The following is a 26,393-nucleotide window of genomic DNA, read 5'->3' as shown; positions in this document are numbered from 1 at the left end:
CCTCCTTCCCAAAAGTGTTTTAAATAGTTACCTATAATTCGGTAGGAACTTCAGAACTCGGTTGTCAGGATGACGATGCGAAGATCGTTTTCCAGATAACCGAGTTTTTATTTGCGCTAAAAATAATGGCTAATTTACTTTATTTCTGTTTTGTATTTTTCCCATTCGCTAATGATGTCATTTCTTATCTTATTTAAACGAAGTTTTGCCTCAGCCCAGTCACTATAATGATAGGTCTCTTTCACTTCAATGGTTTCCTTATTTTTTAAGTGAATCGCAAAACCAATATGCTGTTTCTCAACTATATTTTCTGCCTGCCCGTAATCCCTAATCTTAGAAATACTTTCCACCCTCGCGAAATCCAATTTTTTGCCATCTGGCAATGTGTAGAGCATATTCTCCACCTTTATAAAGTATTTCCTACAAGCTCATAATTATTGCCGAGGTTTTACTGTCAATGTTTTTTTCACCAAAATAAAGAAACATTTTAAAAGTGAAAGGGAAATTAAAATCACTTTAAATTGATTTGCTGTTTAAAAAAAATTACTTGAGACGAAAGAGCCGTTATAAAGATAAAAGCTACATAAGAAACGAAGAGTTCGTCCAAAATCTTCTCATAAAACAAAAATTGCTGCTCCAATCCTTTTTGCTCTCTTCTAACTAATCACTTTTATCTTCAATAACGGAACAAAAAATGTAAGTTATGCTTGACATTATCTCCAACTGAAATAATATATCAATAAGGAGCAGATAATGAATGATAAATTGACCGCTATTTTCAATGAGATAAGAGCAGAGCACGAAAGCAGTTTAGGCAAATATGCATTTTACGATTCCAACTCTTGGCGAACCAAAAAAGAGGAACCGGATATTATGCGTTCTCAATTTGCGGTTGATAGAGATAGAATTTTATATAGTGGAGCGTATCGTCGTTATCATGGCAAGACCCAAGTTATTTCTTTCACCAATATGATTGATGAGGAGATGACCAATCGCAATTTACATATTGCCTATGTTTCTCAGATATCCCGCACCATAGGAAAATACTTAAAGCTAAATACCGAGCTTATTGAGGCAATCGCTTTAGGGCACGATCTTGGGCATTGCCCTTTTGGTCATGATGGTGAAAATGCTTTATCTCGTTGTTGCGAACAAAATGACATCGGTCAGTTTCATCATAACATTGAAAGCTTACACATAGTGGATCACATTTCCCGCAAAGGAAAAGGATTGAATCTTACTTTTCAAGTGAGGGATGGTATTATTTCTCACGATGGAGAGGTTCATAATACTCGTTTGATTCCCGATGCAAAAAAATCAGAAACAGATATCCAAAATTATATCGCAGCCAAAAAATCCGGTAAAAATTTAGATTCTATGCCCTCCACTTTAGAGGGCTGCGTAGTTCGCATTACGGATACCATTGCCTATATCGGACAGGATATTGAGGATGCCATTCGTTTTAATATATTGCGTCGAGAGGAGCTTCCAATTGAGCAAGCAGCTTATTTGGGAAACACTAATAGTCAGATAATCGATACTCTTATAAAAAGCGTGATTACAAACAGTTATGATGAAAATTTTGTCGCTTTCGATACTGAAACCAGTAAACACCTCTTAGCGCTGAAAAAATTCAATTACAAAAGAATATACACCGATGAAAATGTGAAAAAATCCAATTCCATAATTTACCGAACTATGCCAATTCTCTTTGACATTTACTTAAATGACATCAGAGAGAACAATCGGGAATCCAAGATTTTCAAACATTTTCTTGATCACAAACGCCCCGAATATTTGGAGCATTTTTCGCCTCCTGAACAAGTGCGCGATTTTATCGCCACTATGACAGACCGTTATTACAATGAAGAAATTAAAGCATATTTGCTACCTTGGAAAGGATAGACCAACAAACTAATATAAACGAAAACATAAGGAGTACTAATGAAAAAAACCTTGCTAACCCTCATATTTACGGGTGTTCTGCTATTTGCCTTTGCAGTTCCCCGCAATCTGGTAGTAGTAGAAATAGCTACTGGAACTTGGTGTACTTATTGTCCCGGAGCGGCTATGGGAGCCGATGATTTAATAGCGAACGATCAACCGGTAGCGATCATCGAAAATCATACTGGCGATACTTTCGCTAACACTTACTCTAATGCACGCAATACCTATTACAACATTAGTGGAGTTCCCACCGCTTATTTTGATGGATTAAGTCCAGTGGAAGGAGGCAATCATACTCAATCGATGTATAGCCAGTATCTTACAAAGGTAAATGCCCGCATTGGAGTTGCTTCTAAATATACTATTTCCGCAACCGGTTCTCTTACAGGTAACACTTTAAATATTTCTGCCACGGTTGCCAAACCGGAAGCCGATACGAATACCAATGTCCTGTTACATTGTGTCATTACTCAATCCAACATTGAATTTTCCTGGCAGGGAATGACGCATCTTAATTTTGTAAATCGTTTGATGATGCCTAATCAAAATGGAACAGCAGTAAATCTTGCCACAGGTGAACAGCAGACCTATGAGTTATCGGGAACTTATAACCCTGCCTGGAATATAAACACTTGTGAAGCAGTGCTCTTCCTGCAAAATAACTCAACCAAAGAAATTCTGCAAAGTGTTAAGTATTCTTTACCCGGCCTGGTGGGAGTGAATCCTGTTTCCGCTACCGAACTTAATTTCCCTGATACTTATGTGAGCGGGCACACCAATCTAAATATAGACCTGAATAACTTCTTTGAATATGAAGTGAATGGAACTGTCACTTCTTCCAATCCTGTTTTTACTCCCGAACCTGCCACTTTTACGATCCCTCCCTATCAATCATTTACAGTCACCGTAGAATTTGCCCCAGAAGCAGCAACTGATTATACTGGAACTTTAACCATCAACAGTAATTTAGGTGGATATCCTCAGGTGCAAATTCCTCTTACGGGAACAGGATTTAACAATGCTGCTCCAGTTGCCAATAATGTTCATTTGGACGGTCCTCCGGTCATTTACCAAACTTTAACCGCAAATTACGAATTTTCTGATCCCGATGGTAACACGGAAGGTGCAACTCAATTTCAATGGATGCAGATGATCAATAATCAACCTGTACCCATTGAAAATGCTACAGGGCAGACCTATACTATTGCAATTGCAGATCTTGGCTGGTCGCTTGCTTGCCGCGTAACCCCTGTAGATCAATATGGTATGCCGGGAACTGCCGTGCTTAGTGCACCCACTTTACCCATTGAAGAATTGCCTTATCCCCAAAACTTTACGGGAACTCTTGTTCCTCCCAATTCCATTCGCTTGCAATGGGCAAAACCAAATCACTTTGACAACAGAGGTTTTATCGGCTATTGCTTGGTTCGCAACAACTCTGTTTTACAAAATATTATGAATCCGAATACTCTTGAATACTTGGATAGCGACCTTCCAGATGGAACTTATGAATACTGGATCAGCTCTATTTTTAGCAATCCACTGCAATATTCCAACCCTTCCGAAATCGTTTCCATTGTTATCAATGTTCCAGTTAGCGATGAACTTGCGCCTGCTTTGGCAAGTGTAAATGTATATCCCAATCCCTTAAAAGCAAATACCACTTTCCAAATTTCGGGAAAAGCCAATAGACCTCTTACCGTGGAAATTTTTAACCTGAAAGGACAACTTATTCAACGCATTAATTCAGTTATTGATCAAAACGGTTCAGCAAAATTAACCTGGAATGCTTTGGACACTTTATCCAAACCTGTCCCCACCGGTATTTACCTCTATAGAGTAATTAGCGAAGGGACAAGCCAAAACGGAAAACTGGTAATCGTTAAATAATCCTAAAACTAAGTATAAATAATCATTAGAGTAATTCCCGTCGGCAATCTAAACCGACGGGTTTTTTTATGCCCAAAATACGGTTTATTCAATTGAAGCAGAACAGATTGCAGATTTATTCTTTGGTTATTATAACTGGTATTGCTAAGCAGGTCTGCCCTATCTTTTGTCATCTTTGCTTGCCTACTCATAATTTCTTGTCCCTTAGTGCATTATGTAACAATTCTCTTACACTGAAGTAACACTGCTCTAATATCATTACTGAAGTGTTAGGTGATTGTTACTTTGCTATCAGATGATGAAGCGAGTATCGGATTATTGTTTTGGGGTCGAGGGGTCTGGAAGTCGAGAGGTCTGGAGGGTCTGGAGGTCTTGAGGTCTGGAAGTCGAGAGGTCTTGGGGTCGAGAGGTCTGGAGGTCGAGAGGTCTTGAGGTCGAGAGGTCTGGGGGTCGAGAGGTCTGGAGGTCGAGAGGTCTGGAGGTCTTGGGGTCGAGAGGTCTTGAGGTTAATCACAACCTCAAATTATTAAGCTGTATTCAAGTTACTTAATTAGATAATTCCTGTCAATTTTATCTTTGCTTTTGATTCTTTTTCCGTTGCCAAAACTGGTGCATCTCAAAGTTCCGTTTCCATATATAATAATCAGAAAACCAAGTTAACAAATTATCATCTAAAATCCCCAAAATCCCATAAATCCTGTTCATCCCTTACCTATTCAAATCTGTGTCATCTGTGAAATCTGCGAAATTTGCGTGAGATCTTTATCCGTGTTATCTGTGAAATCTGTGAGAGGAAAAACAGGAACGGCGTCCACTGGTTCAATGTGATTTTTGTACCGGCGCTCGCTGTAGCGCCGCAAAAGGTACTTTTTTTTAAAGGAAGAACGAATTCCTCGTCGTTCCCCTGACAACCAAATTATGCAGTTTCCACGAAATTTTTAGGATTGCTTGAGAGTTTGTTTGTTGTGGTTGACGAGGAAGTCAACCCTCCTATATTTTAGCGCCGGGTTAAAACCCGTTGCAATTATCTGTCGTCCCGCTGGGACTTATATAAAGGATACTCAATGCGCCGGGTTAAAACCCGTCGTTAGTATGTATCGTTCCTATCGGAACTTTTTTTTCGAAATCCTATAACTCCCATAAATCCTGTTCAACCCTTTCCTATTAAAATCTGCGAAATCTGCGTAATCTGCGTGAGACCTATTCGGTGGCTTATCAATAAATCCCCAAAATCCCATAAATCCTGTTCATCCCTTACCTATTCAAATCTGCGTTATCTGCGTGAAATTTTCATCTGTGTTATCTGTGAAATCTGTGAGAGGTAATTATCTAATTCAGGCAGTTTCGGGTTGGCAAACTTTTTGCGGCTTGACCTTAATGATAAAGTAAAAAGTTCCCAACAAACCGCAAACGGAAGCAGTGAGGAAATTTAATTGGGGACTTTTTTGCCAGAGAAAAGCGCCCCCGAAAGCAGCAATAGAAACAATCACATCGCGGATGAGATAATAGGTTCCAAAGGTGGATGCTTTGGCATTTTCGGGAGCCATATCCATAATCAATGCCTTACGAGTGGGTTCTCCGAATTCTTTCAAGCCCCGAATGATAAAGGCAACTACCATAGCGGCAAAATTATGACAAAAGAACAAAACGAGCGGGAAAAGGGTAAAATTAGCAAAAGTTATAGCTACATAAGGTTTACGGGTGCTACGATCAGCAAGATAGGCAACCGGAATGTAAATCAGCATAGCGGTTATCATTTCTATGGTGGTTAAAATTCCAAATTGCAATTCATTAATGTGATTATTTTCCACTACCCAAACCACTACAAAGGCATAAGGAATCTGTTCGCAAAAACGGACTAAGATATCGGATACAAGCAAATGACGCAAATTGGCAGAAAAGCGACGGGAACCTTTACTAACTTCTGTCTTCTCTTTTTGCGGTTGTTCATTGATAAATTTACTTTGAACCAATAAAGCTACGCCCGCCAAAATAAAAGCAACGATAAAAGCATAACGGACGCCTTGAATTCTTCCATAACGCAAAATAAGAGCTCCACCCAAAATTGGACCTAATGACATAGGAATGCGTTTTACAATGGAATTCATCGAAATTCCCATAGAACGGCGATTCACCGGAACTACGGAAGAAATTAAACTCATCGTTGCAGGCAGGGAAATAGCCGTCCAGGAAATAAAAAAGACAGCCCCCACCAAAACGGCTATCCAAGAAGGAAATATAATCACGATTAAATAACCAAACATAGCCATCAGATTGAAAACAGAAAGGGCTTTCTTATAACCGATTTTTTCAGCCAACCAACCGCCCGGATATGAATATAAGGCACTAAGCAAATTATCCATACCATTCAGTAAACCAATGATGATGGGAGTTCCCCCCATCGCTATCAGATATAAAGGCAGAAAACGCTCTGCCATTTTTTCGCCCATTCCCACCAAAATTACCATTATCAACATTCCCAGCATACTGCTATTGATACTGAAAAAGGAGATAATTCTATGGCTTAGACCCTTACTTTTCGGTTTGAGATCGTCATTTCCAAGCATATTCTTTGCTCCCGTTTTCATTATTGACATTATGAAATATAGTTACTTTACAGTCAAGCAGAAAAGATCTGCCTAAAATGTGTCTTACATTATATAGGGGGTGACAAAAATGGATTTGTCACCCGTAAAGATAAAGATAAGATTAGCCAGAGTGCTTTTCTTAGTTTGAAAAAGTCGGAATTCTTCGAACTGCAAAAACACCCGCTAAAGGTCTTAGATAAAAAAAGGGCAGAAAACAAATTTGCTCTCTGCCCAAGCTGTAAAGGAATTTAACTATTTGGCTTTTTTCACAGCTTCTTTAAGTTTTTTACCAGCTTTGAAAACCGGAACTTTGCGTGCCGGAATCTTCAAAGGTTTCTTGGTTTTGGGGTTGATGCCATTGCGTGCTTTACGATGGGCAACACTAAATGATCCAAAACCGACCAATGTAACTTTTCCACCCTTTTTAAGAGTGTCGGTTACGCCCTCTAAAAATGCATTGAGGGCTAAACTGGCAACTTTTTGAGAAATGCCAGCACTTGCTGCGATCTTTTTTACTAATTCGTCTCTGCTCATTTTACCTCCTTATTGGTTTTTGTATAAAGAGTGAGAGATCAATCAAAGTTAATAAAAGTGCGCTCCGAAAATTCTGTCAACTAAAATAATACGAATTTTCGTTTTTTTTACGAATTTATGCGGTTTATAACATTGTTATGAACTTATATGTCTTTATTTAACAGCCAATTAGCCATTAGCTAAGAAAGCAAAAAATATTTTCAAAATAACTCATTTTTTTTCTTCTTTTACTTTTTAAGTTGACAAAATTAAGACACCTTAAGACAAAGGAACATATAAAATTTTGGAGGATTTACCAATGAAAACTAAAATATTAACCTTCATAGTCCTCGCTCTTTTAATGCTGCTTAGTGCTTGCAGCGGCAATAAAAAAGAGGAAATGAAGACAGAACCAGAACCGGTTCGCAATCCTTATGTCTTGGCTCATCAGGATGCTACTGCAGGAACAGAGGCATATAATAATCAGTCATATAATGAGGCAATAAACTCGTTCACGGAAGCAATATCTTTATTTAATGAGGCAGCTGCTAATGCTGCTCCAACCGATTCTATCGCCGAAAACATAGAAAAAATGAATCTGAACATTGCTAAGTCCTATATACAGCTGGCAGATGAAAGCGGTAAAATGAATAGTTATGATGAAGCACTCTCCTATTACAATCAAGCTTTGAACATCTACAAAACCATCACTCCCATACAGATTTCTCAGGAAGAGCTAACTCAGGACATAATAGGTACCTATAATAATATGGCTATAATAGCCAAACAGGCAGGTAAATATGAACAAGCGCTGACATATTACGATCAGATATTGAAATTGAATCCTAAAGATGCAGATACTATCTATGCTAAATTCTATGTTTTAAAAGATAATTTGAAGAATGAAGCCAGCGCTTATACGGTTTTAATTGATTATGCAGAATTGACCAAAGATGCCAAGGCATTTATCAATATTGGAGATTTTTACTTGGAAAAAGGAAATCTGGTGGAAGCAGGAAAATATTACCAGAAAGCTCTTGCCATTGAACCCGGCGCTGATATTTATCGTCGTTTGGCAAATTATTATCTTAGTATGAAGGATTGGCAAAATGCCAACATTTATCTGCAAAAAGTAGTTGATACCAATCCGCAACCTTCTGAACTGGCACAGATCTATATAATGATGGGCAAGAATTATGATGCACAGAAAGATAAAAAGAAAATGGTGGAATATTACGAAAAAGCATTAAGCATTGATCGTGATCCTCAGCTTGCCTTGCTCCTTGCCAGTTATTACAATACCCAGAAAAATTATGCCAAAGTGATTAGCAACGCAAATATTACTCTCAGTATGGATGCCAAAAATACGGATGCTGTAATGTTGAGGGGAGTAGCTTATTTTCAAACCAAAAATTATTCTGCCGCAAAAGCCGATTTGGAACGCTTGCAAAACGATCCCAAATATGGAGCACAAGCAAAAAATCTGCTTAAGAATATTCCTAAGTAACAAAAAATGAATTAGGGACGGGCTATCAGATTAAGTCCGTCCTTACTTTTATAATGAAATGAAACTACATAGCGACGGTTCAGTTAAAGCCATTTACTCTGTTGAGGAAGGAAAAAAGCAATACCGTCCCTTGATGAGTTCCAAAATTGCTGCAGGTTTTCCTTCTCCAGCTCAGGACTATATAGAAGGCAAACTTGATTTAAATGAACATCTTATAGCGCATCCTGCTTCTACTTTTTTTGTTAAAGTAGATGGATTTTCTATGCAGGGAGCAGGTATTTTACCCGATGACTTATTAATTGTTGATAGAGCAATTGAAGCAAATAATAACCACATAGTGATTGCTATCGTGGATGGTGAATTAACGGTAAAACGCCTTAAAATAAATGGGACTGATTACTTTTTAATGCCTGAAAATGATGAATTCCAACCCATACAAATTCAAGAAGGGATGGATTTCATAATTTGGGGTGTTGTAACCTTCGTTATTCATAAAGTTTAATCAGTTGGCAAAAATCAAATTCTGCTTACTTTTATTGCTATTTATAACTGGAATTTCGTTTCTTTATTCCCTGTCATTATATCAACAACAGAATATCATTTTGGAAACTGACAAAAAGGTCTATACTTTTGCCAAATCGCCCGTAATTAAGAACAGCGTTTGTGTATATGCTGATTCAATTTTATATAGAGAAGGAATCGAATATCAAGTAAACCATCAAAAGGCAGAGCTGATTTTATTGACTGTGCCCACTGTATCTGCTTTGAGAATTGAGTATTTATTAGTCCCTTTATCATTAACTGAGCCGTTACAGGAATGGAAAGAAATTGCATATAGCGATACTATGCTGACGGAAATTAAAAAAAGAACAAATCCGATTTTAGCATCTGACGCTCGTTTAGACATTCAAGGCACGAAAACATTCGCCATCACTTTTTCCGATGAATCCACTTTTGATTTAAAACAATCTCTCTTTGTTAATATTTCAGGCGAACTGGCAAAAAATGTAAATATCAATGCCCGTCTTTCGGATAGTCAATCCAAACTGTCTCCGGAAGGCGATTCCAAAGAATTAAGCTCATTGGATAATGTGTTCATTCGCATTTACGGTCCAAAATATGAACTCGCCATGGGAGACCTGGAATTGAAATTCTCGGGAACTCGTTATCTTGAATATTATACAAAATTTGAGGGCTTGAATGCTTGGATAAAAGGTAAACATTATGTTCAAACAGCTTACTCGGCCGGCGGAGGTAAAAATGCTTCCATCAAAATCACTATTGTGGATGGAAAACAGGGTCCCTACTATCTAAAAGCAAATGATACTCAATCCAACTTTCTGATCATCGCCGGAAGCGAAGAGATATATATTGACGGCAGACATACTGAACGCGGAATTGATTACAGCATAGATTACAGTGAAGGCAGCGTGATGTTTAAAAGCTTAGTAAGTGCGTCCAATTCCGTAATTGCCAGATTTCAATATTCCAATGAATATTATCCGCAAAGCAATTATCTTACTTCCAGTCAAATAGAGCTTGCAGAGCATCTTACTCTTACCCATCATTTCATTTGGCAACAAGATGATAAAAAAAATCCCTTGCTTTCTGAATTCAGCCCAGCGGATTTGGATTCGCTAAATAATGCTGGAGATGTATATGTTTGGGGTGAAGGCGTTTCCGAAGTAGAAGCAGGAACCGGAGAATATAAAAGGTTACTTAATTCGCAGAATGAATATTATTATGAATATGCTTTGGGAGATACACTTGCCTGTTATGATGTTATTTTCAGTTATGTGGGAAGTGGACAGGGCGATTATGAAGAATTTTCTGCCGGCAAATATCGTTACATAGGAGCAGGAATGGGTTCTTGGCTCCCTCGAAAACGATTGATTCCTCCAGAACAAAAAGGTAATTTGGATGTGGAGCTGAAATATGAAAATAATGGATTTAAGATCGGAATCGAAACATTGGGTAGTATCAACGACAAAAACACTCTATCTGCCAAAGACGATTCCGATAACGATGCAGGTATTTTTTATACCTATCTGGAAGTACCTTTTTCGCTATATGCCTTAAACTTAAATTATGAACAGCGGAGTGAAAAGACCTTTCTTTTTGGTCAATATCGTAATCTGGATGCAGAATATGATTTTGCCTCTTTGGAAACAGCGGATTCTTTGGCTCAACAAGAAAGTAATATTCAAATCAGTCGCGAACAACAAAATTGGACTGCCTCGCTTTTATATCGCTACCGAAATATTTACGATCTCTATTCTCTTATGGCTTTGCGTTTTATATCTATCTCTTCAGGGAAAGGCCTTTTACCCGCCATTAATATTAGAAGTACAATTTCTAAACAGGATTACAAACAAGAAGACGATAATGACGGAATAATGCAATATCATCAGGGAGATTTATCTTGGGCATTGAATAATTTGCGTTTGCATTTCGAGGCCCTTTATAACCTTCTGGATAATACCCAATTCGGCAACAGTTACTTAAAAATAAGCCCCGGAATCACTTTCGGCAAGGCATCTTCCTTTCTTACCCAATTTTCTCATAGTAATGATAAAACCCGGATTAAAGAAAACGAGCTGTGGAATACTACTTCCAAAACACAGACCTATAATGTAAAGCAAATGGTGAATGTAGGTTCGCAAAGAATTGATCTGGATGTTACTCACCGTGAAATAAAACAACCGGATTTAATTTCCAGTTCCAAATCTAACTATGATCTGATAACCTTACATTCCAGCAATAGCTTTTTTAAAAATGCCATCGGTATTTATAGTAACTATCAGTTGAATCAAACGGAGTTCTATCCCAAAATAAGAGAATTACAATATGTTGGATCTGGCTTAGGATATTATGACAGCACCGGTGTAAGTGTTAGCGACGGAGATTACGATTGGGTATATATTACCAGTTCCACGGGAAGTTTATCTTCCGAAATCAATTGCCTTCTGAATGTTTATCTGAAACCGGGCAATGTTTCCACCAATGATTTCTGGCAGCGTTTACAAAGTGATACATCCATTAATCTGAATGAACAAAGCTCGCAGCGAAATAATTGGAGAAGTTACTTTTTTCTGCCAGGAAGCGTTTATAATGACGATACTACAATATATGGCAGGCAAAGTATTGATGAAGTTTTTTGGCTGGATTTAATGCGCAATAAAATAACTTCAAACCTTCAGATATCGATGGAACGAACTTTGGATAAACGATATCAGACCCCGGAAAGAAATTTAAGCTGGTCTCAAATAGCCCAATTTGATTTCAAAGATATCATTTCTTGGAATACCCGTTTACGCTTTGGGAGAGAAAATAGCAGTGATACTCGTTATTTGAACGAAACGAATACTTTAAGCGCAAGCGCTATGATGCAAAAAATATTAAATCCGCAAAGCAATGTTCAGGCAGAACTTAGTTATAGTTCTGAACAAGGGAAAAAACAAGACGGTAGCGAAAATTATACTCTCGAGACCTTGGCTTTGGCTCCTGCCTGGAAAAGCGTGTTTATGCAAAAATACCGTTTGACGGCAAGCTTGGGAATAACATATAATAAGCTTTCCGGTAGCGATTACTTTGCTTTCCTCCCTCAAAAAAGAGCCGGCTGGATTCCTTCCGCAACCATAAATGGCGTTTATAGGATAAACAGTTTCAGCGTAATTACTCTCGACTATAAGTTTTACGATTACCCTAAACAAGACAGTTCGCATGAACTAAAATTAGAATTTAAAGCGGAAATTTGAGTTATGACTGGTGTTGTATTATCCCCGCTTGATTATGCAATCGTTCTTCCTTTTATCTTTCTTGCTGGTTTTATAGATTCCATTGCCGGGGGAGGCGGATTAATTTCTTTGCCAGCATATTGGAGCGCTGGAATTCCACCCCATCTGGCTTTGGGGACCAATAAATTTTCTTCCAGTTGGGGAACTTTCTTTTCCACCGCCAATTATTTCAAAGCGAAAATGATCGATATCCCCGTAGCTTTGTTAAGCGCAGGAATGGCTTTGATTGGTTCTTGGCTGGGAGCTACAACTGCTTTGCAGATATCATCTTCGGCGCTAAATTATTTACTGATTATTCTCATTCCTATTATAACCGTCTTTTCTCTCTTTAATAAAAAAATGGGGATGCAAAGCAATGCCCAAACAATGGCGAAAATTTTCAGAATGATATTGGGAGCGATTACAGGACTTGGCATAGGTTTTTATGATGGCTTTTTTGGGCCTGGAACCGGAACCTTTCTTATCCTTATTTATACATCCATAATGCATTACGATTTTGTAACTGGAAATGGCAATACGAAAGTAGTAAATTTGGCTTCCAACTTGGCAGCAGTTGTAACATTCGCTTTTACATCCAATATTTATTATCCTTTAGCCATTCCGGGTGCTTTATGCGGAATTGCGGGAAATATTATCGGTTCAAAACTCGTTATCTTAAGAGGAAATAAACTGATCCGAAAAGTATTTATTCTTGCTTTAGCGTTGTTATTTGCCCGGGTTATTTATAATCTGTTATTGCCTAAATGAGCGTAATTTATTATTATTTTTCAATCTGATAATAGCAGATAAATTGGCTGTTCCAAATTAGGCAAAGTATAGAGCTTGTGGTTTTAGCTATGAAAAATTCTTGACTGAATAGCACACCCAATTTTTATGCCTTAAAGCTAAAATATTTAGAGGAGATTTCCTGATGAAAAAGCTTTCACTCATTTTAACCGTGATACTGTTAATAATGCTTGCCGCTTGTTCAACCGCACGGCAAAAATTAAGTCCACAGGGTAATGTAAATTTAAAAACTGCTGATGTTTACTATTCTCAACAGAATGTAGATCAAGCAGAGATTTATTATTTAAAAGTGCTTGAGGATAATCCTGAACATATCATTGCTTTGCGTCGTTTGGGGGATATCAATTTATTCAAAGCTGAGAACTTCACCGCAAAAGAAATTGACTATTATAAAGATGCATATCAATACTATTCAAGAGCCATAAGCGTTTGTGAACAGTTTTCGGAACTTACAGACCAAGAACGCATTGATCTGAAAGATATGAAAAAAAGAAAAGAAAGAGCTTGGACTCGCATTTTCCTAGCTGCAAACAAAGAAAAGGAAGCTGGAAACACAAAAAGAGCAATGGAAATTTACGAACTGGCTCATCAACTGGAACCAGAAAGACCTGAACCTATGATTCAGCTAAAAAATATCTATCTGGTTGATCTGAAAGATGATGTAAAAGCTGAACAACTCCTTTTACAATTATTGCAGAAAGATCCTCAAAAAATCGATTATTTAATGGAATTGGGAACCTATTATTATACTAAGGGAAACTATGCAGAAGCAGTTAAATACTTTGAGCAAGCAAGACCTCAGATTCCCACTAATATTGATAACTTAATGAATATTTCCGCCTGCTATTATGAGCTGAAAGATTACACCAAAGCAATGGCTGCCACAAATGCCGCTTTGGAAATTGAACCCAATAATCCTGACTTGTTAGAAAATGCTCGTTCCATTGCTGATCAAATTAATGATATTGATCAAAGTATTGCTTATTTGAAAAGATTGATCCAAATTCGTCCCACCGAAGAAACATATAGTTTACTGGCTGGACACTTGATGCAAAAACAAAACTGGTCAGAATTGATTAAATATGCCGAAGAATGGTATAATTGGGATAAAAACAGTAAAATAGCCGTTGAATATATTATCTGGGCAGCTCAGCAATCGGGAGATAAGATTTTAGCTACTAAATATAACGACATAAAAAAGACAATGCCTTAATAGAATAACTGGGAGGATACCCATTCCTCCCCAATTTTGTGTAGTCGGAGAATTCCATCCCTCCGCCCTAATAAATGATTAAGCCACATAAAAAAAAGCTGAGCATTGGAAAGCTCCGACTACATTAGGAAATTTTAGTTATGCCACAACCAACAAAGGCATATCTTTATGCCGGTTGTTCAATTCTTGCCTGGTCAACTATCAGTACCGCTTTTAAGCTCTCTTTACAATACTTAACATCTATCGGACTATTATTTTTTGCCTCGCTCACTGCTTTTCTCTTTTTAGGAATTACGAATGTTATTCAGCATTCTTGTTTTCAATCAAGCCAGAGATGGTATCGAAGTGTTTTTAGCAATCTAAAGCAATCTCTGTTACCAGGACTGCTGAATCCTTTTATTTACTATTTAATGCTTTTTGAAGCATATTCACGCTTACGGGCTCAAGAGGCGCAAGCATTAAATTATACTTGGGCAATAGTTCTTTCTCTTTTCAGCATCTGGTTATTGAAAGAAAAATTCCGTTGGGTAGATTTGATGGCATTACTTATCAGCTTTTTTGGGGTTTGGATTATTTCTACCAAAGGCAATATTACCTCGCTTAAGTTTGATGATGGGTTTGGTTCATTTTTAGCTGTTGCTACTTCTTTAGTTTGGGCTTTTTACTGGATCATCAATATCAAGGATAAGAGGCCGGCTCTCACCAAACTTTGTTACAATTTCCTGATCGGTTTTTTGCTGATTGCTCTTTTTGCTTTGTTTACGAATGCTTCTCTTTTTACTAACCCAACAAGTTATGGATACGGCATTCTGGGAGGTATTTACATAGGTATTTTGGAAATGGGTTTAACTTTTCTACTTTGGAATAAGGCACTGGAACTGGCAAATAACACAGCATCCATTTCCAATATGATTTTTTTTACTCCCTTTCTTTCGCTGCTGTTTATCTATTCCATTTTGGGAGAAAGCATTCATCCGGCAACCTTCATCGGACTTTTGTTAATTGTCTTTAGCAACTTGTTACAAAAAGGTTTTGCCAGTATTTTAAAGCGGCAGGATTAGCTGTTCATCAGAGACGATATTTTCCAATTTACTAACCCCCAAACCCAATAGACGAACTTTCCTATTATTATCCCAGTTGGCAATTAAAAGCTGTTCTCCATACTGATAAAGTTCCTCTTTTTTATTGGTATAACTTTGCATATTACAGCTACGGGTGATCAATTGAAAATTATCATATTTCAATTTCAGAGTTATGCCATTTCCTTTTATGTTTTTTCTTACCAGGCGTTCTGACAGCCGCACCGAAAGGTGTTTTAATATGGCAAGGAGTTCTCCCAAGTTATCACTATCGGTATCAAAAGTTGTTTCACAGCTAAGCGTTTTGGGCTCAAATTCCGTAATTACTTCTCTCTTGTCTATGCCTCTAACTACATAATAATAAAATACGCCGACTTTCCCAAAAATCCTAATCATATCGTTCAATTCCATTTTATACAAATCAGCTCCGTTATATATGCCCAATTTTTTCATCCTGGCTGAAGTCACCTTGCCAATTCCGTGAAATTTTTCTATCGGCAAGGCAAAAAGAATTTCCTGAGCTTTTTCGGGAGGAATATAAGTTAAACCATCTGGCTTATTCAATTCACTACCTATTTTGGCTAAGAATTTATTATAAGAAACGCCAGCAGAACAGGTCAAATTGGTTTTTTGCTTAATCTCCGCTTTGATTGACTGGGCAATCTCCACCGCGTCTTCAACCTTCGCTTTATTTTCCGTTACATCTAAATATGCTTCATCTAAGGACATCGGTTCCACTAAATCTGTCCATTGATAAAATATTTCTTTAATTTGACGAGAAACCTCCATATATAAATGAAAGTGAGGATAAACAAAAATTGAATCAGGACACAAATTCCATGCCTGATAACTACTCATTCCACTATGCACACCAAATTTTCGCGCTTCATAAGAACATGTGGAAACCACGCCTCTACTATTTGGGGGTCCTCCCACAATTACACATTTTCCTTTCAACAAAGGATCTTCCCGAATTTCGATCGCGGCAAAAAAAGCGTCCATATCTATGTGAATTATTTTCTTCATTTTGTCTTTATTTCCCAAAAGACCTTTGTTCGTCAAGCAAAAAGAGAAAACAGATAAAAAAGACCTATTTTGGGGATTACTTCTCCCTATCAGCCAAAAAACATCGGGATAATGCTCTTGCTCCTATTTGTGCAGTGGTTTTAGATTGTTAGCTCTGTTTGAGAAAATGCCCTTTTTGTTTGTCTCTCCATAACCTTATACCAATCAATAAAATCCCGAATCCTTCCCGTATCGCGATAAGGGTTGGATTCGGGATGGATTCGGGAATCAAATGATGAGCAAGTTAGAAGGGACTAAGACGATATTTATAACAATTTATGCTATATTGAGTTAGCTGTATTATTTAGTTTAAAATTCTGAAACCTGGGTTAGTTCCATTTAGCAGAGATATATCTTGCGGAGGAATGGCGTTTTCAGAGGATATATCTTGCGGAGGAACAGCGTCCTCCGACTACACTTTTTGCGGAGGAACGGCGTCCTCCGACTACACTTGTGAAAATTCTTGACATAATCATAGCTTATGGAGATAAAGATTTTTCAAAGAAGAGGAGAAGCAAGAAAAGATGAATGAGCTGACAAAAAGAATAAAGAAATACAAGCAAAAAATAAACTTACGCTTTGCTTTACGGGCAGTTATCCAAGCTCTGATCAGCTTTATGTTAGCTTTGCATCTCTATTTTTTATTGTGGTTAAATCTTCCTTCGGATTCAATGGTGCTTTTTTATGCGAACATTGGCATACGAACCTGTTTGATTCTGGTGATAATCTATTTTCTTTTAAGCGGTTATCGTAATTTCTGGCATAATTTGGCAGTAGCGCGTTTTCTGGATAGACAGATTGACTATCAGGATGATCTCTTTCAGAATACGATGGAACTTGCTGAAAAAGAGCAAGATAGTCCGATTGTGAAAACCTTGGGAACAATGGCAAAAGAGCGAATGGAAACCAATCATTATAAAATCCCCGCTCTTTATTCTTCTCGGATTATTTTTGCCTTGCTCTTTCTAATTTTAGGATTAACAAGTATTTGGGCATATTCTTTTGAGGACTTTCGGCTTGCCGTTAAGCAATTTTACACAAACAAAGGTGAGGAAATCATCTATAAAAATTACATAGAATTAAGCCCTGGAAATATGCTAATCGGTAGAAATCAATCAGTTGAGATAAAGATAATAAATCCCGATCCGCATTTAAAACACCGGCTTTTTTATCGGATAGATAAACAATGGCGAGAATTGGGTTTGGCGGATAACCGCTATATTTTTCAGCGACTTGATAACAGTATAGAGTATTATGCAGAAAATGAGGTCTGCAAATCTCCCGTGTTTAAAATTCAGGTTTTGGACGAACCGATCGTGAAAAAGTGGTTTGTACAATATAATCCCCCTGCCTATTCCGGTTTGCCAACTTGGACTGATACTTTAAGTTACGGTAATATAGAGGCATTGAAACATAGCATCGTAAAACTTTCTTTTACTACAAATATACCTGTGGAATCAGCAGTTATGGTTTTTGACGATGCCAGTCGCCAACCTTTGCAAGCCATTGATAAAAATAATTATATAACTCAACTAACTATTGAAAAGCCGCGCACTTGGTATTTGGAACTAACCGATGCCTTAGGACGCAAAAATAAACCGGAAGAAAAGACCATAGAAATTCAGGAAGATAATCCGCCTGAAATTAATATCACTTTTCCGGGCGAAGATGTAAATTTGAATCAAAATATGCTGCTGCCGCTAATTATTGAAGCGGATGACGATTACGGATTAAAAAATTGTGCTTTGAACATCCAAGTTATGGCTTCCGAACCGCAAGTTATTAATATCCAAAGTGTTATTTCCGGTAAAATGTTCTCGACCGATTTTCTGCTGGATTTGAAAGAGGCAAATTTATTCCCCGGTGATGTAGTTACCTATTGGGCTGTTATTTACGATAATTCTCCGGAGCAACAAAAGGCAGAAAGTACTAAATTTAAAGCTCGCTTTCCTTCCATTGAAGAAATCTACCGAGAAATTGAAAATAAGGAACAAGAAAAGAAAAGCGAATTGCAAAATGTTTTAGATAAATCCAAAGACCTGCAAAAAGAATTTGAAAACAAGCGACGCGAACTGCTGAAACAGGATACTCCCAAGTGGGAAGATAAAAAACAGCTGGAAAAGATATTACAGGAACAGGAAAATCTTACTCAACAGGTTCAAAATATTGCCGATAATTATCAAGAACTAATCAATAAAATGCAGGCAAATGAGACGCTTTCTCCTGAGACCTTGCAAAAAATGCAAAAAATTCAGGAATTGATGCAAGAAATTAATAACGAGCAACTTCAGGAAGCAATGCAGAAATTTGAAAATGCCTTAAAAAATATTAAACCCGAAGACCTGAAAAAGACGATGGATAATTTCAAATTCTCTATGGAGGACTTTGCCAAAAAGATAGACCAGACCCTTGCCCTGTTAGAAAGCATTAAAAAAGAACAAGCAGTTCAAAAGGCATTGCAGATTTCCCAAGAAATGGAAAAAATGCAAAAAGCATTGAGCGATCGGACTTTGGATGAAAAACAAAACACCAAAGACCTTGCCTCCGACCAAAAACAAATTAGCGACACTTATGATAAACTGCAACAGGAATTGGAAAACATTAATAAAATGCTGGAATCGCCTCGCGACAATGCAGTTCAAAAGCAAATGAACGATTTAAAACAAGATATGCAAGATAGCCAACTAAAACAAGATATGCAAAATAGTCAGAATGCTCTGAACCAAAATCAACGCAATCAGTCCCTTACGGCACAAAATCAAGCGCTGGAAAAAATGCGCCGCTTTTCTTTAAAATTAAATCAAATGAAGGAATCTATGGGAGGAGGAAATCAACAAAAAACGATGCAGGCAGTGCAAACTGCAATAAGAGAATTGCTTATTTTTTCCAAACAACACGAATCAACCGTCTCCCATTATAAAAATGATCCTTATGTTATTGTCCCAGATCTGATTGCGGAATCGGAAGGAATCCAAATATCTCTGAATAAAATGTTTAGTGAAACACAAGTGCTGATGATGGTTCCCCCCAAATTTTTTATTGATTTGACTGATACCGACAAAGCATTTAGAGATATTTTTAGCTCCATCAACGAATCGCAATTTTATCAACTTAATAATTACCTGAATATAGTTCAAAAAGGTATAAATTTAATGGTTTACGATTTGAAGCAAGCATTGCACAATGCTTCCTCCCGAAGTGGAAGCGGTGGAGGTATGCAATCCCTTTTACAAATGCTGGAACAAATGAGTCAAGAACAAATGGCTTTAAATATGTTAACCGAACAATTAATGATGCAAATGCAAGCACAGGGCGGAAAAATGGATGGCTCCATGCAACAACAAATGCAACGCCTCGCGGCTGATCAAGAACGACTTGCGGAAAACTTGAAAAGAGCTCTGCAAAACGATCCTGAGGCACAAAAACAAGGAAACGCCATTAAACAAATAACGGAAGAAATGGATGCCATAACTCGCCAACTGAAAAATAACCAGCTAAACCAAGATATTTTGGAACGCCAGGAAAGAATTATCAGTAAAATGCTGGATGCTCAACGCTCCATAAATAAAAGAGAATTTTCGGAAAAACGCAAAGCGGAAACCGGACAGGATATATATAATCAGAATAAAGCCAAAATTGATTTGGAATCCTTAAAACGCAGCGGACTTTTAAATGACGGCTTACAAGGTTATCCTAAAGAATATCAACAGGTTATTATGCAATATCTAAAAGCGCTAAATGAAGCCGCCAATCACTGATAATGGAGAAAAAGTGATAAAGGATAAGAAAGAGTGAACAAAAAAGTTCTCTTGATACTGATACTATTTGCTTGCCTTAGCGCTATTTACGCTCAGTATGATGAAAAGCAAATTATTACTCAGCAAGCAAATCAATTGCTGATTCAGCGTCAGTATGCTCAAGCGGAACAACTTTTCTTACAAATCTTGGAAAAATATCCTAACGATCTAAATTCCATCTATCAGCTGATGAACCTATATTTTACTTTGTCTCAAACAGATAAGGCAGAGGCAACTTTAAACAAATATCAAAGAATTTTACCTCCTCAGACCTATAGTGAATTACACATCCAATTATTAGTTTTGCAGGCAAATGTAGATACCGCTTGGCAAGAAACGATGCGTTATCTGGAAACCTTTGGTGAAGATGAATTTAAATATCGGCGCTTGGCAACTTTTTTTGAGCGCAAAGCATTTTACGATAAAGTGATGGATCTTTATACAATGGCCAGAAACCGTTTGGGCAAACCAGATTTATTTCGTCTCGAAATGGCAAATACGGCTCTGAACTATCGTCAATTTGAAAAAGCAATTCGCGAATATATGGCTTACACGGAAAATAATCCACCCTATCTATTTTTTACTAATAATCAGCTGAAAACCATATTGCAAGAGGATTCTTCGTTAATATCAGTTGTTTCTGCCATTGCCGATAGCAGCAATAGTTCCATCTTAAAAGAAATTTATGCAAATGCGCTAATTCAATTGCAAGATTATAAAACGGCTTTGGATATATACAAACAACTGGAACCCCAAAAATTGTTGCGTTTTGCGGAAGATCAATCCGCTGCCGGAAACGATAGCATTGCTTTTGAGGCATATAACTATCTGGAAAGTAGAGAAACGGATATGGTTAAAAAGATGGATTTGCTTTATCGGCTGGCTGAATTAAAATATCAAGAAAGGGATTTTTCAAGTAGTGAAAAGATAATTTTGGAATCCCTCTCTAAGCCATTTTGGAAAGATAAAAATTTATCCACTCGTTTTAGCGTGGGAGTTAAACTACGCAAACTGATGGCTGATCTTAAACTGGCAAAAAATGAACCCGTGGATAGCGTTCTATTTTGGTTGAACGAGGCAAAAAAATATTGCCGCAACAATCTTGAGACACAAGAAATGGATGTGGAAATTGCCCGACTGCATATTTTACAGGGTGATAAACAGAGTGCGGAAAATATCTTGAAGACCATAAATTATAGTAACTTACAGGAAAAAGTGGCATACCTTAACTTTTTTAATGTGCTTCTTGCCGGAGAAACATCTTTGGCAGATACTTTGATGAATGAATTTATCATAAAATATCCTGATAGCATTTATGCCAATGATGCTATCTATCTGATGATGTTCACTTTAAATATTGCAGATCAAGATAAAAATAGCTTTTATTCCGCTATCCGTCTATTACAGTTGAACAGACAAAGCGGAATTGACACACTGGAAGTAATTTTCAGCCATAATCAAGATGAAGAGATATTGCTGTTGGCAATTGAATGGGCAATTGCCTTCGGGAATGTTCAAAAAGCTGAAACACTTTTACAGTATGATTTTAAGGATGATGTTGCTTCCGATTATGCTGCCTTGTTGCGTTTAATATTGGTTCTTGATCCGGTAGAAGAACAACGCATAGCTAAAGAATTTTTAAAAAATAAGCCCAACAGTGTTTTCTCGCCTGATTTCAGACAAAAAATAAACCGCTGGGCTGCATCCCGTCCGAATTTATAACATACAGGAGATAATATGAAATTGCGCAAAGCTTACACCTTTGATGATGTTTTACTCGTCCCTCAGGATTCAGAAGTTTTACCTTTGGAAGTGGATTTGAGCACCAAAATTACTGCCAAAATTGCCTTAAGGATTCCTATTTTGAGCGCGGCAATGGATACCGTTACCGAATCTTCGATGGCAATAGCTATGGCAAGAGAAGGTGGCATTGGTATCATTCACAAAAACTTATCCATTTCAGAACAGGCAAAACAGGTAAGTTTAGTTAAACGCGCTGAAAGCGGAGTGGTCACTCATCCCTATATTCTTTCGCCGGAAGATACTTTGGAGAATGTATTGGCTTTGAAGGAAGCACATCACATTGGTGGTTTTCCCGTCGTGGAAAATGAATTACTGGTTGGTATATTAACCAATCGTGATATCCGCTTTGAGACCAATCCCCAAGCCAAAGTTAAAGAATTGATGACTCCCAAAGAAAAGCTCATCACAGCAAAAACAGGTATTTCAATGGATAATGCCATAGACCTTTTACAAAGCCATCGGATTGAAAAACTTCTGTTGATTAGTGAAGACGGAAAGCTGGAAGGAATGATAACTGTGAAAGACATTATGAAACGCCTGAACTATCCCAAAGCAGTTCAAGATGTGAAAAATCGTTTATTGGTGGGAGCCGCGATTGGAGTTACGGGTGACTATCTGGAAAGAGCACAGGAACTTATTAAAGCAGGGGTAGATTTGTTAGTTATAGACACCGCTCACGGTCATCATAAAAATATTGGAACGGCTTTACAGACGGTTAAAAAGAATTTGAACTGTCAAGTTATTGCTGGCAATGTAGCTACTGCCAATGCTTGTCGTTATCTTATAGATCAGGGTGCAGATGCAGTTAAAGTTGGCATAGGTCCCGGTTCAATATGCACTACCAGAGTAATTGCTGGAATTGGAGTTCCTCAATTAAGCGCGATTATGGATTGTGCCTTAGAAGCAAATAAAGATAATATTCCTATTATAGCCGATGGAGGGATAAAATTTAGCGGTGATATCGTAAAAGCAATTGCTGGAGGTGCATCCGCAGTTATGATTGGTTCTCTTTTTGCTGGATGTGATGAAAGCCCGGGTGAATCAATCATTTACAATGGACGCCGATTTAAAAGTTACCGCGGAATGGGTTCTTTGGCTGCGATGAAACAGGGTAGTAAAGATCGCTATTTTCAGGATGCGCAAATGGAAGAAAGCAAATTGGTAGCCGAAGGTATTGAAGGAATGGTTCCCTACAAGGGTCCTTTGAAAGATTTCCTTTATCAATTGATGGGCGGATTGCGTTCCGGAATGGGTTATTGTGGAGCAGCAACATTAAAAGATTTAACTAAGAGAGCCGAATTTATCGAGATCACTTCAGCCGGCTTGAAAGAAAGTCATCCTCACGATGTCCACATCACTAAAGAAACCCCGAACTATTACAGCGGGGATTGAAGAAGACCTTCCGCCTTCTTTAAAAAGTTATCTCTCCAGCTTTATTTATCACTTGAAAGTAGAGCGGGGGATGGCCAAAAACAGTATCGAAAGTTACCGTAGGGACATAGGTGACTTTTTACTATATAGCCCAAAAGACATTGGCAGCTACGAAACAAACGATTTAATTCAATATCTTACTTCCTTACAGGAAATTGGATTGCTAAACTCCAGCATAGCCAGAAAAAGAGTTGCCATAGGACAATTCTTCGGTTTTTTGCAAGAGAATGACATTGTTACCAAAGTGGATATGGATTTGGTGCCCAGAATCAAGTCATCCGTGCATTTACCTGATGTATTAAATGTGGAAGAAATGTTTCAGCTCCTTAATTCTTTACCGCTTAAAACTCCTCTGGAAATACGCAATAAATTTATGATGGAATTACTTTATGCTACAGGAATGCGCATTTCCGAGCTGTTGGATTTGTCTTTGCATAATATAAATTTTGAGGAGCATTTAATTCTCGTGCAGGGTAAAGGTAGCAAGCAACGATATATTCCCTATGTAAATACGCTGGATAAACTTTTTGCCTCCTACTTAAATCGAAGCCGTCCCATACTACTAAAACTGAAACAATCCGAAATTCTTTTTTTAAATAACCGCGGCGAAAAAATGAGCCGAATGGGATTTTGGAAGATTTTAAAGAAGGCAGCTCTAATGGCAAACATCAAAAAAGAAATTACTCCGCATACTTTTCGTCATAGTTTTGCCACTCATTTACTGGAAGGAGGCGTGAATTTAAGAATCGTGCAGGTTTTATTAGGCCATTCTTCCATTGACACCACTCAAATTTATACTCATATAGATATGAAACGGTTGGTGGAAACATATAAACAATTTCACCCACGAGCATAAGAAAAAAGAGATGGATATGATGAGAGAACTTTGTTCAGTAAAAGAACTTTGTTCATTCAGAATTCGAAATAATGAATCTAAGAGGAGAAAATATGAAATTCCATAAACAGCAGCTAAATCCGTATCTGTATTTAATTTTAGCCATTTCATTATTTGCAGGGCTAACTTCCTGTAAATCACAAGCTCCAAAACAGGAGCAGAAAGAAATTCAGAAGATTTCCATCACTTTGGATTGGACGCCCAATACCAATCATACCGGCATTTATGTTGCCAAAGAACTTGGCTATTTCAAAGAACAGGGTTTGGAGGTAGAAATTCAACAACCGGGTCAAAATATCACCGACCAAATTGTTGCCACCGGTAAAAGTGAATTTGGCGTAAGTTATCAAGAAAATGTGATTAGAGCAAGAAGTGAAAATATCCCTTTGGTATCTATCGCTGCCATCATTCAGCATAATACTTCCGGTTTTGCCTCCTTAAAACAAGCAGGGATAAAAAGTCCCGTAGATTTTGAGGGCAAAAGATATGGCTCTTGGGATTCACCTTCCGAACTTGCCATTTTAAAAGCGGCAATGGAAAAATATGGCGCCGATTTTAAAAAAGTAACAATCATCTCTGGCATTTATGATTTCTTTTCCACAATTGGCAAAGATGCCGATTTTGAATGGATTTATTATGGTTGGGATGGTGTGGAAGCAGAACGAAGAGGCATTGCCATCAACTATATTCCCCTGAAAGAAATTGACCCTGTTTTTGATTATTACACTCCTGTTATTATCAGCAGCGAAGCATATCTATCCAATAATCCGGAAACAACCCAAAAATTTCTGACGGCACTAAAAAAGGGGTATGAATATTGTATTGCCAAACCTGATTCAGCGGCAGACATTTTACTGAAAAGCGTTCCCGAATTGAATTCCGAACAAGTGAAACGCAGTATGCAATTTTTAGCCAAAGAATATCAAAGCGATGCTTCAGCTTGGGGTAAGCAAAAACAAGATGTTTGGAAAAGATTTTGTGACTGGATGTATCAGCAACGCCTCATTCAGCTTGCAGTTGACCCCAATAAAGCATTCACCAACGAATTTCTTCCCCAATGATATGTTTCTGAAAGCCCAAGACATTCGCAAAACATTTTTCCTAAAAAGTTCGCCGGTTGTCATACTGGATAAAGTGCAATTCCGCATTGAAGAAGGTCAATTTGTAAGTATCATAGGTCCCAGCGGATGTGGAAAAAGCACTTTTTTAGAACTTTTGGCAGGAATCACAAAACCCGATAGCGGAAGCATTATTTTGGATGGAAACGAGATAACCGGAAAAACAGGTTTTTTAGGTTATATGCCACAAGACGATTTACTTTTCCCTTGGCTAAATACAATGCAAAATATTTTGCTTCCAGTTAAAGCCACAGGTAAAGATGAAAAATTGGCAAAGCAGAAAATTACCGAATTGCTCCCTTTGTTCGGTTTGCAAAATTACACGGAACATCTTCCCTATCAGCTTTCCGGTGGATTGAAACAACGGGTGGCTTTATTAAGAACTTATATGAGCAGTGCCTCGATTTTACTTTTAGATGAACCCTTGGCAAAATTGGATGCCTTAACTCGCAGTCAGTTGCAAGCGTGGCTTAAAGATATCGTTCATTTGTTGAATCTGACAGTTGTATTGGTTACGCATGATATAGATGAAGCAATTTTGCTGTCGGATAGAATCGAACTAATGGGCATAAATCCCGGAACTTTTGTGGAAAGTATAGAACTAAATCGCAATATACCTTTGGATGTAGAAAAACACATAATCCTAAAATCCAAACTCCGCAGCAAATTAGTGAATGAAAATATATAGCCACAAGATAGTATTATAGCGTTACAATGCTAATTCTGTTTTCAAGCACCTAAATAAAATATATGGCAACTCGATGAACTTATTCTCCCAAATTATACATTATATCCATTAGCAAGCGGTGTTTCCACATATTTTCCGAGCTCTCCAAAACCCCAATATTTTACCCAAGTTTGGTTGCTTATTTGGCACAGATAAAAGTGACCAGCCCACTCTTCCAATTTGCCTCTTTGAAGCATAGTTAATTGCTTGTTATACAGTGGTTTCTCTAACGCTACA

At 37.7% G+C, this 26,393-nt stretch carries 19 protein-coding genes; 14 read left to right on the top strand and 5 right to left on the bottom strand.

Translation table 11 applies throughout. The features are described 5' to 3' along the window. Window positions 1-134: 134 nt before the first annotated feature. Window positions 135-395, bottom strand: a complete 261-nt coding sequence (locus tag ABFC98_01585) for a hypothetical protein (GenBank protein ID MEN6444720.1) — start codon at window positions 393-395, stop codon at window positions 135-137. 358 nt (window positions 396-753) lie between these two features. Here ABFC98_01585 and ABFC98_01580 point away from each other — a divergent pair, with 358 nt between their 5' ends. Beyond that, the gene (locus ABFC98_01580; GenBank protein ID MEN6444719.1) at window positions 754-1,905 is read left to right on the top strand and encodes an HD domain-containing protein; all 1,152 of its coding nucleotides are present in this window, start codon (window positions 754-756) and stop codon (window positions 1,903-1,905) included. A gap of 39 nt (window positions 1,906-1,944) precedes the next feature. Beyond that, a complete protein-coding gene (locus tag ABFC98_01575) occupies window positions 1,945-3,837 on the top strand; it encodes a T9SS type A sorting domain-containing protein (GenBank protein ID MEN6444718.1) in 1,893 nt (630 codons plus the stop codon). An 8-nt stretch (window positions 3,838-3,845) separates the two neighbouring features. Here the strand turns inward: ABFC98_01575 and ABFC98_01570 are convergent, their stop codons facing one another. The 3 genes from ABFC98_01570 to ABFC98_01560 all read right to left on the bottom strand — a co-directional run bounded on the left by ABFC98_01570 (window position 3,846) and on the right by ABFC98_01560 (window position 6,959). After that, window positions 3,846-4,028: a hypothetical protein gene (locus tag ABFC98_01570; protein MEN6444717.1), complete on the bottom strand. Its 183-nt coding sequence runs from the start codon at window positions 4,026-4,028 to the stop codon at window positions 3,846-3,848. Between the two features lie 1,143 nt (window positions 4,029-5,171). Then, window positions 5,172-6,404 (bottom strand): MFS transporter, encoded by a 1,233-nt coding sequence (locus ABFC98_01565; protein MEN6444716.1) that lies wholly within the window; start codon window positions 6,402-6,404, stop codon window positions 5,172-5,174. Between the two features lie 273 nt (window positions 6,405-6,677). Beyond that, window positions 6,678-6,959, bottom strand: a complete 282-nt coding sequence (locus ABFC98_01560; protein ID MEN6444715.1) for an HU family DNA-binding protein — start codon at window positions 6,957-6,959, stop codon at window positions 6,678-6,680. Between the two features lie 298 nt (window positions 6,960-7,257). Here ABFC98_01560 and ABFC98_01555 point away from each other — a divergent pair, with 298 nt between their 5' ends. The 6 genes from ABFC98_01555 to ABFC98_01530 all read left to right on the top strand — a co-directional run bounded on the left by ABFC98_01555 (window position 7,258) and on the right by ABFC98_01530 (window position 15,302). After that, a complete protein-coding gene (locus ABFC98_01555) occupies window positions 7,258-8,445 on the top strand; it encodes a tetratricopeptide repeat protein (protein MEN6444714.1) in 1,188 nt (395 codons plus the stop codon). 58 nt (window positions 8,446-8,503) lie between these two features. After that, window positions 8,504-8,947 carry a translesion error-prone DNA polymerase V autoproteolytic subunit gene (gene umuD / locus ABFC98_01550; GenBank protein MEN6444713.1) on the top strand — a complete coding sequence of 148 codons (444 nt, stop codon included), beginning with the start codon at window positions 8,504-8,506 and terminating at the stop codon, window positions 8,945-8,947. 100 nt (window positions 8,948-9,047) lie between these two features. Then, window positions 9,048-12,203, top strand: coding sequence for a hypothetical protein (locus ABFC98_01545; protein MEN6444712.1), 3,156 nt, complete (start codon window positions 9,048-9,050; stop codon window positions 12,201-12,203). Window positions 12,204-12,206: 3 nt separating this feature from the next. After that, complete coding sequence (locus ABFC98_01540; GenBank protein MEN6444711.1) at window positions 12,207-12,989, top strand: TSUP family transporter; 783 nt, start codon at window positions 12,207-12,209, stop codon at window positions 12,987-12,989. A gap of 163 nt (window positions 12,990-13,152) precedes the next feature. After that, the gene (locus ABFC98_01535; protein ID MEN6444710.1) at window positions 13,153-14,241 is read left to right on the top strand and encodes a tetratricopeptide repeat protein; all 1,089 of its coding nucleotides are present in this window, start codon (window positions 13,153-13,155) and stop codon (window positions 14,239-14,241) included. A 140-nt stretch (window positions 14,242-14,381) separates the two neighbouring features. Further along, window positions 14,382-15,302, top strand: a complete 921-nt coding sequence (locus ABFC98_01530) for a DMT family transporter (GenBank protein MEN6444709.1) — start codon at window positions 14,382-14,384, stop codon at window positions 15,300-15,302. On the opposite strand, the gene dinB is transcribed toward ABFC98_01530, so the two are convergent. Beyond that, window positions 15,285-16,346, bottom strand: coding sequence for a DNA polymerase IV (dinB, locus tag ABFC98_01525; protein MEN6444708.1), 1,062 nt, complete (start codon window positions 16,344-16,346; stop codon window positions 15,285-15,287). The two genes, ABFC98_01530 and dinB, sit on opposite strands and share 18 nt — an antisense overlap. 563 nt (window positions 16,347-16,909) lie before the next feature. Between dinB and ABFC98_01520 the strand changes: the two genes are divergently transcribed. The 6 genes from ABFC98_01520 to ABFC98_01495 all read left to right on the top strand — a co-directional run bounded on the left by ABFC98_01520 (window position 16,910) and on the right by ABFC98_01495 (window position 26,117). Then, on the top strand, window positions 16,910-20,143 hold the full coding sequence (locus ABFC98_01520; GenBank protein ID MEN6444707.1) for a DUF4175 family protein: 3,234 nt from the start codon (window positions 16,910-16,912) through the stop codon (window positions 20,141-20,143). A 33-nt stretch (window positions 20,144-20,176) separates the two neighbouring features. Further along, entirely contained in the window at window positions 20,177-21,904 is a 1,728-nt protein-coding gene (locus ABFC98_01515; GenBank protein ID MEN6444706.1) for a tetratricopeptide repeat protein, read from the top strand. Between the two features lie 15 nt (window positions 21,905-21,919). Continuing rightward, window positions 21,920-23,377 carry an IMP dehydrogenase gene (gene guaB / locus ABFC98_01510; protein MEN6444705.1) on the top strand — a complete coding sequence of 486 codons (1,458 nt, stop codon included), beginning with the start codon at window positions 21,920-21,922 and terminating at the stop codon, window positions 23,375-23,377. Then, a complete protein-coding gene (gene xerA / locus ABFC98_01505) occupies window positions 23,331-24,272 on the top strand; it encodes a site-specific tyrosine recombinase/integron integrase (protein ID MEN6444704.1) in 942 nt (313 codons plus the stop codon). Before guaB ends, xerA begins: the two co-directional genes overlap by 47 nt. Window positions 24,273-24,364: 92 nt before the next feature. Further along, entirely contained in the window at window positions 24,365-25,372 is a 1,008-nt protein-coding gene (locus tag ABFC98_01500; protein MEN6444703.1) for an ABC transporter substrate-binding protein, read from the top strand. A 1-nt stretch (window position 25,373) separates the two neighbouring features. Next, window positions 25,374-26,117 (top strand): ABC transporter ATP-binding protein, encoded by a 744-nt coding sequence (locus ABFC98_01495; protein ID MEN6444702.1) that lies wholly within the window; start codon window positions 25,374-25,376, stop codon window positions 26,115-26,117. The last annotated feature ends 276 nt before the right edge of the window (window positions 26,118-26,393 follow it).

It is taken from the genome of Candidatus Cloacimonas sp., assembly GCA_039680785.1.
GTDB lineage: Bacteria > Cloacimonadota > Cloacimonadia > Cloacimonadales > Cloacimonadaceae > Cloacimonas.
Note: the sequence above shows the minus strand (reverse complement) of the source record. Positions and strands in the feature narration are given on the sequence as shown.